The sequence below is a fragment of the Pseudomonas sp. CMR5c genome, assembly GCF_003850545.1.
GTDB classification, from domain to species: domain Bacteria; phylum Pseudomonadota; class Gammaproteobacteria; order Pseudomonadales; family Pseudomonadaceae; genus Aquipseudomonas; species Aquipseudomonas piscis.
In genome coordinates, this window is the sequence record NZ_CP027705.1 from 557,105 (window position 1) to 578,490 (window position 21,386).

General features: G+C 62.4%; 17 protein-coding genes. 16 read left to right on the forward strand and 1 reads right to left on the reverse strand.

The features are described 5' to 3' along the window. Nucleotides 1–358: 358 nt before the first annotated feature. From glnE to C4K40_RS02600, 15 genes are all read left to right on the forward strand, one after another. Nucleotides 359–3,298 carry a bifunctional [glutamate--ammonia ligase]-adenylyl-L-tyrosine phosphorylase/[glutamate--ammonia-ligase] adenylyltransferase gene (gene glnE, locus C4K40_RS02530; protein WP_022641017.1) on the forward strand — a complete coding sequence of 980 codons (2,940 nt, stop codon included), beginning with the start codon at nt 359–361 and terminating at the stop codon, nt 3,296–3,298. Between the two features lie 133 nt (nt 3,299–3,431). Further along, nucleotides 3,432–4,466 carry a lipopolysaccharide heptosyltransferase II gene (gene waaF / locus C4K40_RS02535; RefSeq protein WP_022641018.1) on the forward strand — a complete coding sequence of 345 codons (1,035 nt, stop codon included), beginning with the start codon at nt 3,432–3,434 and terminating at the stop codon, nt 4,464–4,466. A 1-nt stretch (nt 4,467) separates the two neighbouring features. Beyond that, nucleotides 4,468–5,529: a lipopolysaccharide heptosyltransferase I gene (gene waaC / locus C4K40_RS02540; RefSeq protein WP_053132402.1), complete on the forward strand. Its 1,062-nt coding sequence runs from the start codon at nt 4,468–4,470 to the stop codon at nt 5,527–5,529. Beyond that, complete coding sequence (locus tag C4K40_RS02545; protein ID WP_022641020.1) at nt 5,529–6,653, forward strand: glycosyltransferase family 4 protein; 1,125 nt, start codon at nt 5,529–5,531, stop codon at nt 6,651–6,653. The genes waaC and C4K40_RS02545 overlap by 1 nt, the downstream gene beginning before the upstream one ends. Further along, entirely contained in the window at nt 6,650–7,456 is an 807-nt protein-coding gene (gene rfaP, locus C4K40_RS02550; protein WP_022641021.1) for a lipopolysaccharide core heptose(I) kinase RfaP, read from the forward strand. The genes C4K40_RS02545 and rfaP overlap by 4 nt, the downstream gene beginning before the upstream one ends. Further along, entirely contained in the window at nt 7,456–8,190 is a 735-nt protein-coding gene (locus tag C4K40_RS02555) for a lipopolysaccharide kinase InaA family protein (protein WP_022641022.1), read from the forward strand. Before rfaP ends, C4K40_RS02555 begins: the two co-directional genes overlap by 1 nt. Further along, nucleotides 8,187–8,939 (forward strand): lipopolysaccharide kinase InaA family protein, encoded by a 753-nt coding sequence (locus C4K40_RS02560; RefSeq protein ID WP_053132399.1) that lies wholly within the window; start codon nt 8,187–8,189, stop codon nt 8,937–8,939. The genes C4K40_RS02555 and C4K40_RS02560 overlap by 4 nt, the downstream gene beginning before the upstream one ends. Continuing rightward, entirely contained in the window at nt 8,939–10,393 is a 1,455-nt protein-coding gene (locus tag C4K40_RS02565) for a lipopolysaccharide kinase InaA family protein (protein WP_053132396.1), read from the forward strand. Before C4K40_RS02560 ends, C4K40_RS02565 begins: the two co-directional genes overlap by 1 nt. A gap of 236 nt (nt 10,394–10,629) precedes the next feature. Continuing rightward, nucleotides 10,630–12,387, forward strand: a complete 1,758-nt coding sequence (locus C4K40_RS02570) for a carbamoyltransferase (RefSeq protein ID WP_053132393.1) — start codon at nt 10,630–10,632, stop codon at nt 12,385–12,387. Beyond that, nucleotides 12,371–13,501, forward strand: coding sequence for a glycosyltransferase (locus C4K40_RS02575; protein ID WP_022641025.1), 1,131 nt, complete (start codon nt 12,371–12,373; stop codon nt 13,499–13,501). The genes C4K40_RS02570 and C4K40_RS02575 overlap by 17 nt, the downstream gene beginning before the upstream one ends. Beyond that, entirely contained in the window at nt 13,501–14,397 is an 897-nt protein-coding gene (locus tag C4K40_RS02580) for an antimicrobial resistance protein Mig-14 (protein ID WP_053132390.1), read from the forward strand. The genes C4K40_RS02575 and C4K40_RS02580 overlap by 1 nt, the downstream gene beginning before the upstream one ends. An 8-nt stretch (nt 14,398–14,405) precedes the next feature. After that, nucleotides 14,406–15,830 carry a PIG-L deacetylase family protein gene (locus C4K40_RS02585; protein WP_053132388.1) on the forward strand — a complete coding sequence of 475 codons (1,425 nt, stop codon included), beginning with the start codon at nt 14,406–14,408 and terminating at the stop codon, nt 15,828–15,830. After that, nucleotides 15,827–16,783, forward strand: a complete 957-nt coding sequence (locus tag C4K40_RS02590) for a glycosyltransferase (protein WP_053132386.1) — start codon at nt 15,827–15,829, stop codon at nt 16,781–16,783. Before C4K40_RS02585 ends, C4K40_RS02590 begins: the two co-directional genes overlap by 4 nt. 42 nt (nt 16,784–16,825) lie before the next feature. After that, on the forward strand, nt 16,826–17,593 hold the full coding sequence (locus C4K40_RS02595) for a glycosyltransferase family 2 protein (RefSeq protein WP_053132384.1): 768 nt from the start codon (nt 16,826–16,828) through the stop codon (nt 17,591–17,593). Further along, nucleotides 17,583–18,743: an O-antigen ligase gene (locus C4K40_RS02600; RefSeq protein ID WP_053132381.1), complete on the forward strand. Its 1,161-nt coding sequence runs from the start codon at nt 17,583–17,585 to the stop codon at nt 18,741–18,743. The genes C4K40_RS02595 and C4K40_RS02600 overlap by 11 nt, the downstream gene beginning before the upstream one ends. Before the next feature lie 24 nt (nt 18,744–18,767). Here C4K40_RS02600 and C4K40_RS02605 read toward each other — a convergent pair whose 3' ends face one another. Further along, nucleotides 18,768–19,412 (reverse strand): phosphotransferase, encoded by a 645-nt coding sequence (locus C4K40_RS02605; RefSeq protein WP_053132378.1) that lies wholly within the window; start codon nt 19,410–19,412, stop codon nt 18,768–18,770. Nucleotides 19,413–19,529: 117 nt separating this feature from the next. On the opposite strand from C4K40_RS02605, the gene msbA reads away from it, so the two are divergent. Continuing rightward, nucleotides 19,530–21,332, forward strand: coding sequence for a lipid A export permease/ATP-binding protein MsbA (gene msbA / locus C4K40_RS02610; RefSeq protein ID WP_031320614.1), 1,803 nt, complete (start codon nt 19,530–19,532; stop codon nt 21,330–21,332). Nucleotides 21,333–21,386 lie beyond the last annotated feature (54 nt).

Genomic DNA, 21,386 nt, shown 5'->3' on the forward strand with positions numbered 1-21,386 from the left:
CTTCCAGAATCGGTTGCCTGAGTTTGCGACTGGCCTTGTGGGCAGACGTTATGAATTCTTGGATTGCCGGAGGTTGCTCCAGCGATGTGTAGTTTTACTACAAATCATCGGCCGTTTCAGCCTTTCGAATGTATAGACGAGTAGTAAAACTACAGAAGAGTGGCTCGTGGCCTCCTGCTGTGTTGTGAGAATAATCGTTACTCTTGGTCAATGAATGACGCGGATAGATGGTGGGTTGATGCTGGCTGCTAAAAAAAATCTATTTTCAGCTATTTATAACTTTTGTTCGACAGTCCGCCGCTGCTTGTCCTCTACCTCTCCCTCAGCCTGCACGTTCCACGCCCATCAAGGATAGCCCATGAGCCTGCCCCCGCTTGCCCAAGTCCCCGCGATTCTCCTGCCACTGGTCAGCCGTGCGGAGCAATCATTTCGCAGTGCGGTGGCCGCCCTGGAAAATGACCCCGCAGTGGCGCACTGGAGCACCGAGCGTTGGGGGGAGTTCGCCCGGGTTTGTGCTGCCAGCGACTTCGTTATCGATCAGAGCCTGCGTGATCCTTCGATGCTGCTGGAACTGGTCCGTTCCGGCGAGCTGGATCGCGGTTTCGCCCCGGGCGAGCTGTGTGCGCAGATCGCCGCGGCGGTGCAGGCGGCCGAGACCGAAGATCAACTGGGGCGAGTGCTGCGTCGCCAGCGTACCCGGCAGCAGGTGCGGATCATCTGGCGCGACCTGACTCGCCAGGCGGACCTGGTGCAGACCTGCCGCGACCTTTCCGACCTGGCCGATGCCTGCATCGACCAGGCCTACCAATGGTTGTACCTGCGCCATTGCCAACAGTTCGGCGTGCCCACCGGCCACCGCAGCGGCGAGCCGCAGCAGATGGTCATCCTGGGCATGGGCAAGCTGGGGGCCGTGGAGCTCAACCTGTCGTCGGACATCGACCTGATCTTCGCCTACCCCGAAGGCGGCGAGACCGTCGGGGCCAAGCGGGGGTTGGACAACCAGGAGTTCTTCATCCGCCTGGGGCAGCGCCTGATCAAGGCCCTGGACCCGATGACCGTCGACGGCTTCGTGTTTCGCGTCGATATGCGCCTGCGTCCCTATGGCTCCTCGGGGGCCCTGGTTCTGAGCTTCAATGCCCTGGAGCAGTACTACCAGGACCAGGGGCGCGACTGGGAGCGCTACGCGATGATCAAGGCACGGGTGGTGGCCGGCGACCAGGCATCCGGCGCCCAATTGCTGGAATTGCTGCGGCCCTTCGTCTATCGCCGTTACCTGGACTTCTCCGCCATCGAGGCGCTGCGCACCATGAAGCAGCTGATCCAGCAGGAAGTGCGGCGCAAGGGCATGGCCGACAACATCAAGCTGGGCTCGGGCGGTATCCGTGAAGTGGAGTTCATCGCCCAGGCCTTCCAGCTGATCCATGGCGGTCGCGACCTGAGCTTGCAGCAGCGTCCTCTATTAAAGGTACTGGGAACCCTGGAAGGGCAGGGCTACCTGCCGCCGGCGGTGGTCAGCGAGTTGCGCGAGGGTTATGAATTCCTGCGCTACACCGAGCATGCGATCCAGGCCATCGCCGACCGCCAGACCCAGATGCTGCCGGACAATCCCCAGGACCAGGCGCGGATCGCCTTCATGCTGGGGTTCGCCGACTGGGAGGCCTTCCATGAACGGCTGATGCATTGGCGGGCCCGGGTGGAATGGCACTTCCGCCAGGTGATCGCCGATCCCGATGAGGACGAAGGGGCCCAGAGCGAGGTCGTCGTGGGTGGCGAGTGGTTGCCGTTGTGGGAAGAAGCCCAGGATGAAGAGGCAGCTTGCCGCCAGTTGCAGGAAGGTGGTTTCGTCGATGCGCCCAAGGCCTTGCGGGCCCTGGCCAGCCTGCGCAGCAGTCCGCAGTTGCGAGCCATGCAGCGCCTGGGGCGTGAACGGCTGGATGCCTTCATTCCACGCCTGCTGGCCCAGGCGGTGGAGCATGCCAGTCCGGACCTGGTGCTGGAACGGGTGCTGCCCCTGGTGGAAGCGGTGGCTCGGCGTTCGGCCTACCTGGTATTGCTCACCGAGAACCCCGGGGCGTTGCGCCGCCTGCTGACCTTGTGCGCGGCCAGCCCATGGATTGCCGAGCAGATCACTCGCTTCCCGCTGTTGCTGGATGAGTTGCTCAACGAAGGTCGACTGTTCAAGCCGCCCCTGGCGCCGGAGCTGGCGGCCGAGTTGCGTGAGCGCCTGACGCGGATTCCCGAGGACGACCTGGAACAGCAGATGGAGGCCTTGCGCCATTTCAAGCTGGCCCATCGCCTGCGAGTGGCAGCGTCGGAGATCGCCGGCAGCCTGCCCTTGATGAAGGTCAGCGACTACCTGACCTGGTTGGCCGAGGCGATCCTCGAGCAGGTGCTGGCCCTGGCCTGGCGCCAGACCGTGGCCCGCCATGGTGCGCCGCTGCGTACCGACGGCACCCTGTGCGATCCGGGGTTCATTATCGTCGGCTATGGCAAGGTCGGCGGTATCGAACTGGGCCACGGGTCCGACCTGGACCTGGTGTTCATCCATGATGGCGACCCCCAGGCCGAGACCGATGGGCCCAAGCCCATCGATGGCGCGCAATTCTTCACCCGGCTCGGCCAGCGCATCATCCACCTGTTGACCACCCAGACCAACTCCGGCCAGCTCTATGAGGTGGACATGCGCCTGCGGCCATCCGGCGCTTCGGGCCTGCTGGTCAGTTCCCTGGGGGCCTTCGGCCGTTACCAGGAGAACGAGGCCTGGACCTGGGAGCATCAGGCGCTGGTGCGGGCCCGGGTGCTGGTGGGCAGCCAGGATGTCGGCCAGGCTTTCGAAAAGGTCCGGGCCGCGGTGTTGGGCAAGCATCGCGACCTGGCCAAGCTGCGCCAGGAGGTCAGCGAAATGCGCGCCAAGATGCGCGACAACCTGGGTAGTCGCCTGACCGCCGCCGGTACGGCCGCCAATGCCTTCGAAGCCACGGTGCCCTTCGACCTCAAGCAGGACGCCGGAGGTATCGTCGATATCGAATTTATGGTGCAATACGCGGCCCTGGCGTGGTCCGAAGAGCACCCGTCATTGCTGCGCTATACCGATAACATCCGCATCCTGGAAGGCCTGGAGGAAGTCGGGCTGATGTCGGCGAGCGATGCCAGCCTGCTGCGCGAGGTCTACAAGGCCTACCGTTCCGCCGCTCATCGACAGGCGTTGCAGAATGAGGCCGGGATCATCACTGGTGATCAATTCGTGACCGAGCGGCGGGAAGTGTTGCGGATTTGGCGCGAGCTGGGGCTAAGCTAGGCGGCCTGACAGGGGCCGTCATGTACTCGGCGGGCCTTGCGGCTCGCCAAAACTGAACCGGCGGCTGAGGCCGCGGTGCTGGATTCTCGAGGCGGGGAGGCGTATGCCTCCCCGGCTCGTTTATGGAAACCACATGAATATTCTGATCGTTGGGCCCAGTTGGGTCGGTGACATGGTGATGGCGCAGACACTCTTCGAGTGCCTGAAGCAGCGCCATCCTCAATGCGAGATCGACGTGCTGGCCCCCGAATGGAGCCGGCCGATCCTCGAGCGCATGCCCCAAGTGCGCCGGGCCCTGAGTTTCCCCCTGGGCCACGGGGCCCTGGAACTGGCGACCCGGCGCGGCATCGGCAAGTCCCTGGCCGGCCAGTACGATCAGGCCATCCTGCTGCCCAATTCGCTGAAGTCGGCACTGGTGCCGTTCTTCGCCGGCATTCCCAAGCGTACCGGCTGGCGTGGCGAGTTCCGCTACGGCCTGCTCAACGATGTGCGCAAGCTCGATAAAGAGCGCTATCCGTTGATGATCGAGCGCTTCATGGCCCTGGCCTACGAGCCTGGCGCCGACTTGCCTGCGCCCTATCCGCGGCCCAGCCTGCAGATCGATCCGCAGAGCCGTGACGCGGCCCTGGCCAAGTTCGGCCTGGCCCTGGACCGTCCGGTCCTGGCGCTGTGTCCGGGAGCTGAGTTCGGCGAGGCCAAGCGCTGGCCGTCGGAACACTACGCCCAGGTGGCCGAGGCCAGGATCCGTGACGGTTGGCAGGTCTGGCTGTTCGGCTCGAAGAACGATCACGCCGTGGGCGAAGAAATCCGCAGCCGGCTGATTCCCGGCCTGCGCGAGGAGTCGGTCAACCTCAGTGGCGAGACCTCCCTGGCCGAGGCCATCGACCTGCTGTCCTGTGCCGATTCCGTGGTGTCCAACGACTCCGGGCTGATGCACGTGGCCGCCGCGCTGAACCGCCCGCTGGTGGCGGTGTACGGCTCCACCTCGCCGGGTTTCACCCCGCCCCTGGCCGATCAGGTCGAAGTGGTGCGCCTGGGTATCGAATGCAGCCCGTGCTTTGACCGCACCTGCCGCTTCGGCCATTACAACTGCCTGCGCCAGCTGATGCCGCAGTCGGTGAACGAGGCCCTGCAGCGGTTGCAGGGCACTGCGGTCGAGGTTCGATAAGTTGCGGGTACTGTTGATCAAGACCTCTTCCCTGGGTGACGTGATTCACGCCTTGCCGGCCGTCACCGATGCCGCGCGGGCGATCCCGGGGATCAAGTTCGACTGGGTGGTGGAAGAGGGTTTCGCCGAAATTCCCACCTGGCACCCGGCTGTGGGCAAGGTGATCCCGGTGGCGATCCGCCGCTGGCGCAAGAATATCTGGCAGACCATCAAGAGCGGCGAGTGGCGGCGCTTCAAGCAGAGCGTGCGCTCGACCAAGTACGACCTGGTGATCGATGCCCAGGGTCTGCTCAAGAGCGCCTGGCTGACCCGCTACGTGCGTGCGCCAGTGGCCGGGTTGGACAAGGAGTCGGCCCGCGAACCGCTGGCTTCGCGCTTCTATTCCCGGCGCCTGGCGGTGGCACGTGGACAGCATGCCGTGGAGCGGGTGCGCCAGCTGTTCGCCTTGGCCCTGGGTTATGACCTGCCCCAGGGGATGGGCGACTACGGCCTGGATGCCGAAAAGCTGGTGGAACTGCCACGCAAGAATCCTTTCGTGCTGTTCCTGCATGGCACCACCTGGGACACCAAGCATTGGCCCGAGGCTTACTGGCGCGAGCTGGCCGAGCGCATGGGCATGCTCGGGGTCGAGGTCAAGTTGCCCTGGGGCAATGCCGCCGAGAAGGCCCGGGCCGAGCGTATCGCCAGCGGCCTGAAGAACGCCACGGTACTGCCCAAGCTGAACCTGGCCGGCGTGGCCCGGGTGCTGGTCGACGCCCAGGCCTGCGTCGCCGTGGATACCGGGCTGGGGCACCTTGCCGCCGCCCTGGATGTGCCCACCATCTCGCTGTTCGGCCCGACCAATCCGGGGCTGACCGGTGCCTATGGCCGGGTGCAGATCCACCTGGGGAGCAACTTCCCCTGCGCCCCGTGCCTGCAGAAGCAGTGCACCTACCAGCCGACTGCCGTGGACCGGCAGCGGTTCGATCTCAAGCGCGAGTGGCCCCTGTGCTTTACCCGCCTCAACCCCGAGCGTGTCGCCAGCCGGCTGAGCGCCTTGTTACTGGCTGAGGAGCCACGCTGATGCAATTGGCTTTTGTCCTTTATAAGTATTTTCCCTTTGGTGGCCTGCAGCGCGATTTCATGCGCATTGCCCTGGAGTGCCAGCGGCGCGGCCACCAGATTCGCGTCTACACCCTGATCTGGGAAGGTGACGTACCCCCTGGCTTCGAAGTGCTGGTGGCGCCGGTCAAGGCGCTGTTCAACCATCATCGCAACGAAAAACTCAGTGCCTGGATGGCGGCCGACCTGGCCAGGCGTCCGGTGGACCGGCTGGTGGGCTTCAACAAGATGCCCGGGCTGGATGTCTACTACGCGGCCGATGGCTGCTTCGAGGACAAGGCGCAGAACCTGCGGCACTCCCTGTACCGGCGCTGGGGTCGCTACCGGCATTTCGCCGAGTATGAGCGGGCGGTGTTCGCCAAGGATGCCAAGACCGAGATCCTGATGATCTCCGAAGTCCAGCAACCGCTGTTCATCAAGCATTACGACACCCCGCTGTCGCGTTTCCACCTGCTGCCACCCGGCATTGCCCAGGACCGTCGGGCACCGGCCAACGCGGCGGAGATCCGTGCCGGGTTCCGCCGCGAGTTCGACCTCAAGGACGATGACCTGCTGCTGGTGCAGATCGGTTCCGGGTTCAAGACCAAGGGTGTGGATCGCAGCCTCAAGGCCTTGGCGGCCTTGCCTGCGGCGCTGAAGAAGCGCACACGGCTATTTGTAATCGGCCAGGACGACCCCAAGGTATTCCAGGTGCAGAGCGCCGCCCTGGGGTTGAGTGACCAGGTGCAGTTCATGAAAGGGCGCAGCGATATCCCGCGCTTCCTGTTGGGCGCCGACCTGCTGATCCATCCGGCCTACAACGAAAATACCGGGACCGTGCTGCTGGAGGCCCTGGTAGCCGGCCTGCCGGTACTGGTCAGCGCGGTTTGTGGTTATGCCCACTACATCGCCGAGGCCGAAAGCGGCCTGGTGCTGGATGAACCGCTGGAGCAGGCGCAGCTCAACCAATACCTCACCACCATGTTGACCGACGATGCTGCACGCGCGACCTGGAGCCGAAATGGCCTGGCGTTCGCCGAGACGGCCGACCTCTACAGCATGCCGCAGCACGCTGCGGATGTGATTCTGGCGGAGCAAGACCGATGAAGTTGATGCTTGCCGAGCCCTTCAAGAGCCTCTGGGCTGGACGCGATGCGTTCACCGCCGTCGAGGAGCTCAAGGGCCAGGTCTATCGCGAGCTGGAGGCGCGCCGTACCTTGCGTACGGAAGTCGCCGGCCGTGGGTATTTCGTGAAGATCCACCGGGGGATCGGCTGGGGCGAGATCGCCAAGAACCTGGTGACCGCCAAGCTGCCGGTGCTGGGCGCCGGTCAGGAATGGCTGGCCCTGGAGCGCCTGCACCAGGCCGGCGTGCCCACCATGACCGCCGTGGCCTATGGTGAGCGTGGTGCCAACCCGGCGAACCAGCATTCGTTCATCGTCACCGAGGAGCTGGCGCCGACCATCAGCCTCGAGGACTTCAGTGTCGATTGGGTCAAGCAGCCGCCGGCGCCTGCGCTCAAGCGGGCGCTGATCGCCGAGGTGGCGCGCATGACCGGCACCATGCATCGCGCCGGGGTCAACCATCGCGACTGCTATATCTGCCACTTCCTGCTGCACACCGACCGGCCGATCACTCCGGGGACATTGAAGTTGTCGCTGATCGACCTGCACCGGGCCCAGACCCGCGCGAAGATCACCCAGCGCTGGCGTAACAAGGACCTGGCGGCCCTGTACTTCTCGGCCCTGGATATCGGCCTGACGCGCCGCGACAAGCTGCGCTTCCTCACGGGTTACTTCCAGCAACCGCTGCGGCGGATCCTCGCCGAGGAAGCGCCGCTGCTGGCCTGGCTCGAGGGCAAGGCCGAAAAACTCTACGCACGCAAGCAAAGGTACGGAGATGCGCTCTGATGGCTAGCTGGAACCTGGACCCTGCCTACCAGGCATTGGCACAAGATTTCGGCAGCCTGGAGGCGGTGTTCACCCTTGAGGGCGAACATCTGACCCGCGACCCGCTGTCCGATGTCGTGCGTGTCGAGCGTGATGGGGTCAACTATTACGTCAAGCGCTATACCGGTGCCGGCAAGAACCTGCGGCGCTACCTGGGCAAGCCCCGGGTCAAGTTCGAATGGCAGAACCTCAAGCGTTTCGCCAAGTGGGGCATTCCCACTGCCGAAGTGGTGGCCTGGGGCCTGGAGCGACGCTGCCTGGCCTATTCCAGGGGCGCGATGATCACCCGCGAGCTGCCGCGCACCGAAGACTTGTCGGTGCTGGCCGAGCGCAACGATCCCAAGCTCAAGGACCGGCGCTGGGTCGACGGGATCAGCCGCCAGCTGGCCGCCTATACCCGGATCATGCATGACCATCGCTTCACCCATAACGATTTGAAATGGCGCAACCTGCTGGTCGATGACCAGGACCGCCTGTACCTGATCGACTGTCCGAACGGCGATTTCTGGCGTGGGTTCTGGCTCAAGTACCGGATCACCAAGGACCTGGCCTGCCTGGACAAGGTGGCCAAGTACCATCTTTCCGCCACCCAGCGCTTGCGCTTCTACCTGCAGTATCGCCAGCGCGATCGCTTGAGTGCCTCCGACAAGGAGCGCATTCGCCACGTGGTGAGATTTTTCGAGGGACGTGAATGACTGATTTCCTGGCGTCCGAGGAGCGTGCGCTGCTGGAGCGCAACGGCCTTGGCACTTTCGATCAGCTGTGGGCCAGGCAACTGGATGCGGTGGACGAACCCAATACCGGCCGTGGCGGCCATAGCAGTGTCTATCGCCTGGACGTGGAGGGGCATGGGTTCTACCTCAAGCGGCAAACCAACTACCTGACCCGGACCCTGCGCCATCCGTTCGGCGAGCCGAGCTTCTCCCGCGAGTTTCGCAATATCCGGCGCTACCAGGAGCTGGGTATCCCGGCCTTGCAGGCGGTGTTCTTCGGCATGCGCAAGGTCGCCGGCGAGACCCGGGCGATCCTCATGACCCGGGCCCTGGATGGTTGGGACGACCTGGATGCACTGCTGGCGCAATGGGCGCAGATGGCCGAGTCCCAGCGCCAGGCCGTGCTCGAGGCTTGTGGTCAATTGGCCCGGCAGCTGCACGGCCTGCGCCAGGTACATGGCTGCTTCTACCCCAAGCATATTTTCCTGCGCCCGGAAGGCGCGGGTTACCAGGCGCAACTGATCGACCTGGAGAAAACCCGGCCATTGCTGTTCGGCCAGCGCGATCGGGTCAAGGATCTCGAGCCCTTGTTGCGCCGGGCTTCGGTGTGGAGTGTCGAGGATGTGCGCTGCCTGTTGGCGGCCTACCTCGACCAGCCCCTGGACAGCTCCCTGCTGGACGCCTGGGTCGCTCGACTCAGTGCCCGCAGCAGCCACAAGGAATCTCGCTGATGCGTTTGTCCGAGCTGAAGCACGCAGGGCGCAATCCGGCCCTGCCCCTGAGCCTGGAGTTGGCGGACGCCGCCGGTGCGGCGCAGTTGCAGTTGTTGAGCCTGCTGCGCGTGCTGCCGGGGCAGCGTTATGTCGGTGCCGGGGTCTGGCGTGGGCGCACGGTGCTGGCCAAGTTGCTGGTCGGTTCCAAGGCGGCACGGCATTTCCAGCGGGAGCTGCAAGGTGTGCGCCTGCTGGCGGAGCAGGGGCTGACCACGCCATTGCTGCTGGCCGATGGCTTGCAGGAAGGCGAGGGCGGCTGGCTGCTCTTCGAGTTCCTGGAGGGTGCCCAGAGCCTGGGCGACGCCTGGAGCCAGGTGCAGGCCTTGCCAGTGCTGGCCGATGAGCAGGGCGAGGTGCTGGCCGAGGCGCTGGGGGCGATTGCCCGGTTGCATGCCAAGGGCCTGTGGCAGGAAGACCTGCACCTGGACAACCTGTTACGCCACGATGGCCAGTTGTACTTGATCGATGGTGCGGGCATCTGCGTCGAAGAGGCGGGCAAGCCCCTGTCGCGGCAGAAAGTCCTGGAGAATCTCGGGGTGTTCTTCGCCCAGTTGCCCAAGAACCTCGAGCCCTTCACCGAGGAATTGCTGGTGCATTACCTGCTGGCCAATGCCGAGCATGCGCTGCCCCTGGAGGCATTGCAGAAGCAGGTGGACAAGGTGCGAGGCTGGCGCCTGCGGGATTTCCTGAGCAAGGTCGGCCGCGAGTGCACGCTGTTCAGCGTACATCGCGGACCCTTCGTCCTGAGGGCGATCCGGCGCGAGGAAGAGGCGGCGATGCTGCCGGTGCTGGAGCAGGCCGACGCCCTGCTGGACCAGGGGCATCTGTACAAGACCGGTGGCGCGGCCAGTGTCGGGCGGATCGAGTCCGCGGGGCGCACCCTGGTGCTCAAGCGCTACAACATCAAGGGTTTCGCCCACTGGCTCAAGCGTTTCTGGCGTCCCAGCCGAGCCTGGCACTCATGGCGCGAAGGCAATCGCCTGGCCTTCCTCGGCATCGCCACGCCCAAGCCCCTGGCTGTACTGGAACGGCGCTTCCTCTGGCTGCGCCGGCGGGCCTACCTGGTGACCGAGTACCTGCCGGGGCCGGACATCATCGAGCGCTTCGCGCCGTTCGTCGACAGTGGCGAGGCACCTGAGCCGGAGCTGCGGGCCCTGGACCTGCTCTTCGCCAGTTTGCTCAGGGAGCGCATCAGCCATGGCGATCTGAAGGGCCATAACCTGTTCTGGCAGGAGGATCGCTGGTCCCTGATTGACCTGGACTCCATGTGCCAGCATTCCAGCGTGGAGAGCTTCGCTGCGGCTTATGCCCGTGATCGCGCACGTTTCATGCGCAACTGGCCTGAAAGCAGCAAGTTGTATCAAGTGATTGATCAGCGCTTGCCCAAGGCTCCCGACGCGTCTGAGGCCTGACCTGCGACCTGTGGTCGCTGCCATCGCCGCCATGAGCCCTGGAGGATCTTCCTGGGTCGTGGCGGCGATGGCGCGGGCGCGCCGCGATGTAGTCTGGCTTGTGGCTTGCCGCTAGAGGCTTGCCCCTGCTTTTACGCTATAATCCCGCCCTTTCGTTGTTTCTCGCCCTCTTGCGAGCACACTTTCTTTTCAAGGCGCTTTGCGCCCGCATGCAGACTAAACGAGGCTAGACCCCTGTGGCATTGACGATTCTTGGCCTGTCCGGCGCCCTTAGCCATGATCCTTCGGCGGCCCTGTACATCGACGGCAAGCTGATTGCCGCTGCTGAAGAAGAGCGTTTCGTGCGCGACAAGCATGCAAAGAACCGCATGCCCTACGAGTCGGCGAAGTTCTGCCTGGAACAGGCCGGGATCAAGCCTTCCGACGTCGATGTGGTAGCGATTCCATTCGCCCCGATCAGCCTGTTCGGCAAGGCGCGCTGGCACTACGCCAAGCGCTACTGGTATGCCCCGGACCGTGCCCTGGATGCGATCCTGATGGGCAACCGTCGCTACAAGCGCTATCGCAAGAAGATCGTCTGGTGCCTGGAACAACTGGGCTTCGATCCGAAGAAGATCAAGATCGAACCGGTCGAGCACCACCTGGCCCACGCTTCCAGCGCCTACCACTGTTCCGGCTTCAAGGAGAAGACCGCGATCCTCGGGATCGACGGCAAGGGTGAGTACGCCACCACCTTCTTCGGTTATGGCGAGAACGGCAAGATCCACAAGATCAAGGAATTCTACGATCCGGATTCCCTGGGCGGCCTGTACGGCGCGATCACCGAGTTCCTCGGCTTCGAGATGCTCGACGGCGAGTTCAAGGTCATGGGCATGGCGCCTTACGGCGATGCCAGCAAATACGACTTCTCGCGCCTGGCCAGCTTTGAAAACGGCGAGTTGGTGATCAACACCGACTACGCCAACGTCATCGGCCTGCGTCGCTATAAAGAGAAGGGCAAGGGTTTCTACTTCTCGCCGAAGCTGATCGAGTGGCTGGGTCCCAAGCGCGAAGGCGATATCGCCGACGAGCCATACATCCACTACGCCGCCAGCATGCAGGCACTGTTCGAGAAGCTGGCCCTGCAGATGATCGACCATTACCTGGGCGACACCCTGAAGGAAACCGGCAAGTTGGTCTTCGCCGGCGGCTGTGCGCTGAACGTCAAGCTGAACCAGAAGATCATCGCCCGTCCGGACGTGAAGGAACTGTTCGTCCAGCCGGCCTCCGGCGACGCCGGTACCGCAGTCGGTGCCGCGGCCTATGTGTCCCACGCCCGTGGCGTACCGGTGGAGAAGATGGAGCACGTCTACCTCGGCCCGGCGTACTCCAACGAAGACGTGATCGCTGCCTGTGCCCGGCACCCGAACCAGCCGGCCTGGCGCCAGATCGACAACACCCCCGAGCGCATCGCCAAGATCATGGTCGATGGCAACCCGGTGGCCTGGTTCCAGGGCCGCATGGAATTCGGCCCGCGCGCCCTGGGCGGCCGTTCGATCATCGGCTGCCCGAGCGCCACGGGCGTGGCCGACCGGATCAACGAGCAGATCAAGTTCCGCGAGCGCTGGAGGCCTTTCTGCCCGTCGATGCTCGACACCGTCGCACCACAGATGATCAAGGTCGACCATCCGGCACCGTTCATGACCTTCACCTTCGAAGTGGCTGAAGAGTGGAAGACCCGGGTACCGGAAGTGGTCCACGAGGACGGCACGTCCCGGGCCCAGGTGCTCAAGCGCGAATACAACCCGCGCTACTACGACATGATGAAGGCCCTGGAAGTCCTGACTGGCAACGGTGTGTCGCTGAACACCTCGCTGAACCGCCGTGGCGAACCGATGATCTGCTCGCCGACCGACGCCTTGAACATGTTCTACGGGTCCGACCTGCAGTACCTGATCATGGAAGACATCCTGGTGGTCAAAGACGGCGTGGATCCTTATGACACGGTCGGCTGAACGCCATGTGCTGCAGTTCTGCCACGGCTATGACGGGCCGTTCCTGGACTGCGCGCGGCAATATGCCAACCTGTTCGCGGGCAGCGGCTATCGGGTGACCACGGTCTTTCTGACCGGGGTCGCCGATGCCGAAGTCGCCGCGGGTTGCGCGTCCGACGAAGTGCTGTTCATGGAGTACAGCTCCAAGGCCATTCGTGGCCTGAAGCTGGGCGCTATCCGTGACCTGCGCAAGATCGCCGCATCACGCAACTTCAGCTTCTGCATCGCCCATCGCTTCAAGCCGATCTACATCGCCCTGCTGGGGACGCGCCTGCCGGTGATCGGCGTCCACCATGCGTTCAGCGACTACAAGCGCGGCAGCCGCAAGCTGTTCGCCGGGCTGTTCGGCAAGCGCCTGAGCCTGCTCGGGGTCTCCGACGCGGTGCGCGACGATATGCGTGCCTGCCTGCCCAAGTGGCCGGCGCAGCGGATCCAGACCCTGTACAACCGGATCGACCTGGAGGCCTTGCAGGCCAGCCAGCTGAACCGGGCCGCAGCCCGTGCCGAGCTGGGCCTGCCCGCCGATGCGTGGATCGTCGGCAACGTCGGGCGCCTGCATCCGGACAAGGACCAGGCCACCCTGTTGCGTGGTTTCGCCGCGGCAGTGCCGCAGCTACCCCAAGGCAGCCAGTTGGCGATCCTGGGTACCGGCCGCCTGGACAAGGACCTCAAGTCCCTGGCTCGCGAGCTGGGGATCGCCGATCGCGTGCTGTTCCTCGGCCAGGTTCCAGAGGCCCGGCGCTATTTCCGGGCGTTCGATGTATTCGCCCTGAGCTCCGACCACGAGCCTTTCGGCATGGTCCTGCTGGAGGCCATGGCCGCCGGCGTGCCCTTGCTGGCCACCGCGTGCGGCGGGGCCAAGGAAGTGGTCGAGGGTGTGGGCATCCTGTTTCCCCTGGGGGATGTCGAACACCTGGCCCAGGGCCTGCAGCACCTGGCGGCGATGGACGAACACCAGCGCCGGGTCTGCGCCGAGTTGATGCTCGATCGCTTGCGCGAGCGTTTCTCCGATCGGGCCGTACGCGACGTATTCTGGCGCTTGCCACAAGTCACCGAACTGACCGCGAGGGGCTGATGCTCAATCGATTCCAAGGCTGGCGCGAACGCGGCTGGTCAGTCATTGACGCATCGACCTATGCCAAGGCCTGGCAGCGTTTTGGTGGCAGCGTGGCAACCCATCCACTGGTGGTCGAGCAACTGGCGGACCTGGCGCAGATTCCAGTGCGCTACCTGGCCTGGGAGCGCAACGGCCAGCTACAGGCGGCCATCGCTACCTGGGGCCGGGACCTGGCGCTGTCCAAGGATGTGCTCAAGCGCGCGGGCAAGAAAGGACTGTTCGATATCGGCAATGCCGAGCTGATCTTGCCGGCAGCGGCGGACGCCGAGGCTCCGTTGCGTCATCGTGGCCGCTACCTTTCGGCCCTCAACGCGGGGCGTTTCGCCGGCCAGCGGCCCCAGGCCGAGCAGTTGGCCATGGCTCGCACCCCGGAAGAACTGTCGAAGAAGTTCCGCTACAACCAGCGCCGTGAACTGCGCTTGCTGGAGGAGGCGGGCGGCGTGGTGCGTCCGGTGAGCGAGTTCAGCAGCCCTGAACTGGCGGCTATCTACTGCGATCTTTTCCAGCGGCGCTGGGGATTCGCCGCCACCGGTGCCGAACGCATGGCCGAGGTGCTGGAGCGTCTGCGCGAGCTGCTGATTGGCTCGGTGATCTTCCTCAACGATGCCCCGATCGCCGTGCAGCTGATCTACCGGGTCGAAGCCCCGCAGTGGATCAGTGTCGAGTATGTGAACGGTGGCGTCGACCCCGAAACCCGGGAGTTCAGTCCAGGCAGCGTGTTGAGTTTCCTCAATACCCAGAGCGCCTGGGAACAGGCTCGGGCGCTGGGCAAGCCGCTACGGTTTTCCTTCGGTCGTGCCGACCGTGAATACAAGGATCGTTGGTGCAATCCTGTGCCGGTTTTCCAGGTGTGAGTCAGCCCATGAGCCGCAAGCAGCAACTGCTCAAGCGCCACCGGCGCAATAAACGAATCGCCTTGCTGATCGGCCTGGTGCTGTTGCTGCTGGCTGGCGTCCTGGTGGCCTGGTGGTTGCCGTTGTTGCTGGCGGTGGCTGCCTGGCTGGCCCACGAGGCCTGGTTCGCCGACCACCTGTTCTATTCGCCCAAGGATGACTACGACTACCAACTGAAGGCCAATGAGCAGCTTTCACTGCAGCTTGTCGAGGGTAAGTTGAGCCTGCCTAGCCCCTTGGCGCTGGGTGACAACGACACCTTGATCCTCAAGGTGCGCATCAAGTCCTCCTGGTTGGGGAGATTGTTCGATCCTGGAGTGCGGATACTTGGCGGGACGGCGGACTGCCAGGACTTCGAGCGCGGCGTGCAAGGAGTTCGCTACCTGAACCTGACTGGCCAGCAAGTTGCTCTGAACGAATCGAGGTTGGTGCTCGAGGGGCGTTTCTGTCGATTGGATCCCGGGGTCGAGTTGTTCATCCTGCGTCACCCCGACTATCTGGCCAAGCGAGTATTGGTGGTCGCTCCCCATGCCGATGATGCCGAGTTGGCGGCGTTCGGCCTGTACAGCCAGGCAGCCCAGAGTTGGATCGTGACCCTTACCGCCGGCGAGATAGAAGCTGAGCATTACCGGCAGATGGGGCTCGATGGTGTCGAAGCGGCGCGCTTGAAGGGCTCGCTGCGGGCCTGGGACAGCATCAGCGTGCCTTTATGGGCGGGTGTCCCACAGGAACGCTGCGTGCAGTTGGGGTATTTCTGCCTGCAGTTGGCGGCGATGCAAGCTGCGCCCGAGCAGCCGGTCGGTTCGCGAGAGGCCGATATGTTCGATACCCGTCCTTTCCGGCGCTTCAATCAATTGGGCCTGGCCAGTGATGTCAATGGGATTCCCTCCTGGCAGAACCTGGTGCAGGACTTGGTGGAACTGATCGAGCATATCCAGCCCCAGGTCATCGTTGTGCCTCATCCCCATTTCGATCCGCATCCGGATCATGTCTGTGCGCAACAGGCGGTGCTGGAGGCCCTGGGCAAGACCGGCAGCCAGCCCGAGTCCCTGCTTTATTATGCCAACCACCTGCATGACAACGATCGCTGGCCCATGGGACAGGCCGGTAGTGGCGTGGCCTTGCCACCACAGCTGGCGGCACAGTCACAGTTGCGACCATGGGCGTTGATCGTTCCCCCACAAAGGCAGTGGCACAAGGCCATGTCTTTGGGCATGATGCACGACCTGCAGCCACCGCCCCCCTTCAAGCGCAAGATCCGACGTCTCATTCAGCGTTATCTGGCTGGCCGGCATTGGCCCGCTTTTGGTGAAAACGAGTTTTTCCGCAAAGCAGTGCGTCAGCACGAGCTGTTCTGGGTCGACGAGAATCCAAGCAAAAGAGAGGAAGTGTGAGAGTTCTGTTTCTGGTTCAGAAAGAACAGCGGGCGATTCTTGATCGACTCTACGATGGCATCGCTGAGCAATGCGAATGCGATATGCGCATGTTGAGCAGTGCCGAGCAGGACAATCTGCGTAAGTACTTCCGCAAGCACGTGGACGTTGAGCGTTACGACCGGATCGTCTTCTTCCTGCGCTTCAAGAAGGAAATCAGACAGGTTAGGTTCATACAGACCCTGCCTAACCTGGTTATCCTCGAGCACGACGCGTACCAGAACTACATCCCTTGCAAGTACACCGGCAAGTTTAGTGCGCACTACCGCAAGTTGCCTTGGGCGCGGGTCATCAGCTCGGGATACGTGGTCAGTCAGCGTCTGTGTGAAGAAGGTTTCGATGCGCATTTCGTGCCCAAGGGCTACGACCAGGCGTTGCTGCAGGACCGAGCCCGTGAGCGGGATATCGAACTAGGTTTTGTCGGCAGTTTGAACAGCGTGGCGTACTCCGGTCGCAAAGAGATGCTGGAGTCGATCGCTGAAGTCGAGAATCTGCTCGTCACCCGGACCAAGTCGGGTGAAGAGTATTGCGAAACCTTGAATCGAATTCGCTACTTCGTCAGTGCCGATGTCGGCATGGGCGAATACATGATCAAGAACTTCGAGGCCATGGCTTGTGGTTGCGTACTGTTCGCCTTTGACCAGGGGAACGAAGAGAACCAGGCCTTGGGTTTTATCGATATGCAGAACATTGTACTGTATCGCGATCGCGAGGAACTGAGGCTGAAACTCCAGCAATTGCGCGCTTCGCCGGAGCTCAGCCAGTCTATCGCTCAGGCGGGACAGGCCTTGGTGGAGCAGCGTTACAGCTTCCGTTCGGTCGGCCATGCAGTGGTCGAATGCATGCGTGCGCCGCTTCGTGAGCGTGCGCCGCTGAGCTGGACAGAAAGATTGCGTGTGGCATTGGGCTTCTAAGAGCCTTGTGACAACTTCCCGCTAATGACTTGGTGCTATTAAATGCTGTTTAGCGAAACTAGCGATATATCGGTGGTGGTGACCAGTTGTGGTCGCTTCGACCTGTTGAAGCGAACTTTGGAATCATTCGATCGTTTCAACACCGCGCCGATCCGCCGGGTGTTTATCACTGAAGACTCTGGTGATAAAGAGGTAGAGAACTGCATTCCGGAGCATTGGCGGGCGCACACCCAGTTTTTTGTCAATGTTCCGCGTTTGGGCCAGTTGCGGTCCATCGACCTGGCGTATGAGCAGGTGCAGACTTCCTGGATCTTCCACTGTGAGGATGACTGGGATTTCTACCGTGAAGGTTTTATCGAAGAGTCCCAGGTCCTGCTGGAAAACGATCCCCAGGCGCTACAAGTCTGGCTGCGCAGTTTTCATCATGACCTGGCTGTACACAGTCCCTACATTTTCCTCAACGAGCGCAAGGTCGTCGACGGAATTCCTTTCTACTTGCTGGGCTCGCACAAGGCCGACTGGCAGGGCTTTTCACTGAATCCGGGCCTGCGACGCAAGGTGGATTACCTGCTGCACGCACCTTACTCGGCGTTTTCGGGAGAGAAGGATCTGTCGCGAATCTACGCCCGTGACAATCGTCATGGCTTGATTCTGGAAAATGACGCGGTGCTGCACACAGGATTTGGCGAGCACGTTGAACTTCCCAAGGAGCGGGTGGACAAGCAGCGCCGCAAGCGTCGTGACCGAATCAAGTTGGCGGCGGTTTTTATTCTTGGTCTCGCATTGGGTTGGTTGATACATGGAATTTGATCGTATGAAACTGGGGAAAACAGCGCTCTACTTCAGCACGCTGTTATGCGTGTTCTTGTTGAGCTACATAGTGGGTGGTTCTTCAAAGTGGACCAACAATATCTTCTACGCCTTCATTGCCTTGCCGGGATTGGTGTTCCTGCTCAAGGGTGATGGTCGTAAGTTGCTCAGGGAGCCTTTGGCCTGGGGGTGGCTGGTCTTCATCCTGTGGTTCTTCGTGCCGGGAATCATCGCCGGAAAGGCTCAGTTCTATAAGCACATCGTCTACACCCTGTTGTTTATGTTTGCGGTTGCGGCCCTGACTGCGCCGACATTCTTCCGCAGTCCGCAATTCATTCGCGCCCAGTTCTGGATCCTCTGCCTGTATATCTATGCCAGTGCGATCTATAGCTGGAGCACGGGAGAATTCGCTTTTGGTAGCCGGGTCGCTCTCTTGCCGGCTCGCCTGCAGAATGTGATCTACGCCAGCATCTGGCTGTTCTGTGCACTGGCACTGGCCTTGCCTTGGTGGGTGAAGTCCAAGCGCTGGGTTGAGGCGGGGGCGGCGATCCTAGTGTCGGTGGTGGCCGTGACCTTTGTCCTGCAGACCCGTACGGCGTTGGTCGGTGCGGCATTCCTCTTCGGCTTGTGGGTTCTGTATGGGCTGTACCACAAGCCTAAGGCCGTGGGGGCTGCGGTTATCCTTGGGTCGGCGATTCTTGCCGCGGTCATTTGGGGTATCCACAACGAGGCGTGGTTCCAGTCCTTGTGGACGCGCGGTGATTCCTACCGGAGCGAGTTGTTCCATGTGATGGTCGGTGAGTGGCAGAACTGCGGCTGGGCGCTGGGCTGCGGTGTTGGTTTCCACTCTAGCCAATTGCTCGCTGGCTGGATGCCGATCCAGCATCCACACAACATTTTTGTCGCTCTGGGGCTGTACACCGGTGCGCCGGCACTGCTGATCTTCATTGCCCTGATGGCGGCTTCGCTTGCCTATGCCTGGCGCCTGCGTGATGCCTGGGGCATGTACCTGGCCTGTGCGCTGGTGATGCTCAACTTCGATGGCAGTTTGTTGATCGGCAACCCGGATGAGCTGTGGCCACTGGTACTGCTGCCAGCAGCCATGATCCTTGGCCGGGTGTTGCAGGCCCGGCAAGCCCAGAGCCTGTAAGGCTGCTCCCCTAAGCGCCGCGCACTACGCCTGCTGCAAGACCTTGATCAGGTCTTGTCTCGAGCAGGTGTTCTGCGCGGCGCTGTAGTGTTCGAGAAAGGTCGCGCCCTGGTTCTTCAGCAACCACTGGCGATCTTCTGCGTAGCGCAGCATGTGTTTGAAGTTGCGCAGCCGCAGGTTCTTGCGTAGCGGCCGGCGACGCACTTGCAGGTCGGCAATGTCGATTAGGCCCAACTGTTTTTCCGGTGTCAGGACGATGTTGCCCAGGTGAGCCGAGCGGAAATAGATGCCGCTTTCGTGCAGCCTAGCCATGAAGGCGCCCAACTGGGCCCGCAGTGTCTCGCCTTGCTCTTCATTCCCAAGCAACTGACGCAGGGTCTGCCCCGGCAAGGGGCTGTAGTGCACCGCGTCGCGCTCGATGCTGGCAATGCGGTAGACCTGGCGCACCTTGGGGCAAGGGATGTGCCGTTCGTCCAGGGCCTTGCAGTTGTCGGCGAAACGTCGGGCGTAGGGATACCAGGCTGCAGAGGTCAGCAGGCGCTTGCGCCGAAAGAGCTTGAAGATCGAGCCGTCTGTCAGACGCAATACCTTGTCGCCATGGCCATCGGCCTCGAGGACTTCGGCGCCCTCGCGCAGGGTGAGGTAGCGGGCAGGGTCGAGGGCTTGCATCAATACTCCAGGGTCAACGCCGGCGGGCATGGATAGGGGCCGGTATACTACCTCAGCTCAGGCGTGAAAATGGCCTGTGTTATAGTACGCGGCTTATTTCTCATCCCACGAGTTCTCATGACTATCCCTACTCCTGCCGCGGCGTCGAGTCTGAAGATATACCTGCGCTTGCTGTCTTATGTGCGTCCCTACTGGGGAATGTTCGCACTGAGTATCCTGGGTTTCGTGATTTTCGCTTCCACCCAGCCGATGCTGGCGGGAATCCTGAAGTACTTCGTTGATGGGCTCAGTAATCCCAACGCGGTGCTGTTCCCCGATGTTCCTTATTTGCAGGACTTGCAGTTGCTGATGGCGGTGCCGCTGCTGATCATCCTGATCGCGGCCTGGCAGGGACTGGGCTCGTTCCTTGGCAACTATTACCTGGCCAAGGTCTCCCTGGGCCTGGTGCATGATCTGCGGGTCGAGTTGTTCAACAAGTTGCTGGTGTTGCCCAATCGTTATTTCGACACCCACAACTCCGGGCACCTGATCTCGCGTATCACCTTCAACGTGACGATGGTCACCGGGGCGGCCACCGATGCCATCAAGGTGGTGATCCGCGAAGGCCTGACCGTGATCTTCCTGTTCGGCTACCTGATCTGGATGAACTGGAAGCTGACCCTGGTGATGGTGGCGATCCTGCCGTTGATCGCGGTGATGGTGAGCAATACCAGCAAGAAATTCCGCAAGCAGAGCAAAAAGATCCAAGTGGCGATGGGAGACGTGACCCATGTCGCTTCGGAAACCATCCAGGGCTATCGCGTGGTTCGCAGCTTCGGTGGCGAGGAGTACGAGCAGCAGCGTTTCGCCCAGGCCAGCCAGGGCAATACCGACAAGCAGTTGCGCATGACCAAGACCGGCGCGGTCTATACCCCCATGCTGCAGCTGGTGATCTATTCCGCCATGGCCGCGCTGATGTTCCTCGTGCTGTTCTTGCGCGGCGATGCCACAGCCGGTGATCTGGTGGCCTATATCACGGCTGCGGGCTTGTTGCCCAAGCCGATCCGCCAACTGTCCGAAGTCAGCTCGACCATCCAGAAAGGCGTGGCCGGTGCCGAGAGCATCTTCGAGCAGCTGGATGTCCAGCCGGAGGTCGATACCGGAACCGTCGAGCGTGAACGTATCGACGGGCGCCTGGAAGTACGAAACCTGAGCTTCACCTATCCTGAAACCGATCGCGAAGTGTTGAAGGACATCAGTTTCAGTGCCGATCCAGGGCAGATGATTGCCCTGGTTGGCCGTTCCGGTAGCGGCAAGTCGACACTGGCCGGGCTGATTCCGCGTTTCTACCATCACGAAACCGGGCAGATCCTGCTGGATGGCATCGAAATCGAAGACTATCGCTTGCGCAACCTGCGCCGTCATGTCGCCCAGGTAACCCAGCACGTGACCTTGTTCAACGACACTGTGGCCAACAACATCGCCTACGGCGACTTGGCCGGGGCCCCGCGGGCGGACATCGAAAAGGCCGCCACCGACGCCTATGCCATGGATTTCATCGCGCAACTGCCCGATGGCCTGGACACCCAGGTTGGCGAGAACGGCGTACTGCTTTCCGGTGGCCAGCGCCAGCGCCTGGCGATTGCCCGGGCATTGCTCAAGAACGCCCCGCTGCTGATCCTCGACGAAGCCACCTCGGCCCTGGACACAGAGTCGGAGCGGCATATCCAGGCAGCCCTGGACAAGGTCATGAAAGGGCGCACGACCCTGGTGATCGCCCACCGCCTGTCAACCATCGAGAAGGCCGACCTGATCCTGGTCATGGACCAAGGGCGTATCGTCGAGCGGGGCACCCATGCCGAGTTGCTGGCGCAGAACGGTTACTACTCGCGGCTGCATGCCATGGGGCTGGAAGAACCAGTGCAAAACGGGGTCGCCTGACCCCTACCGGGATCGGCTCGCTCCCGCTCCCATTCCCCGAGGCCGCAACGGCCT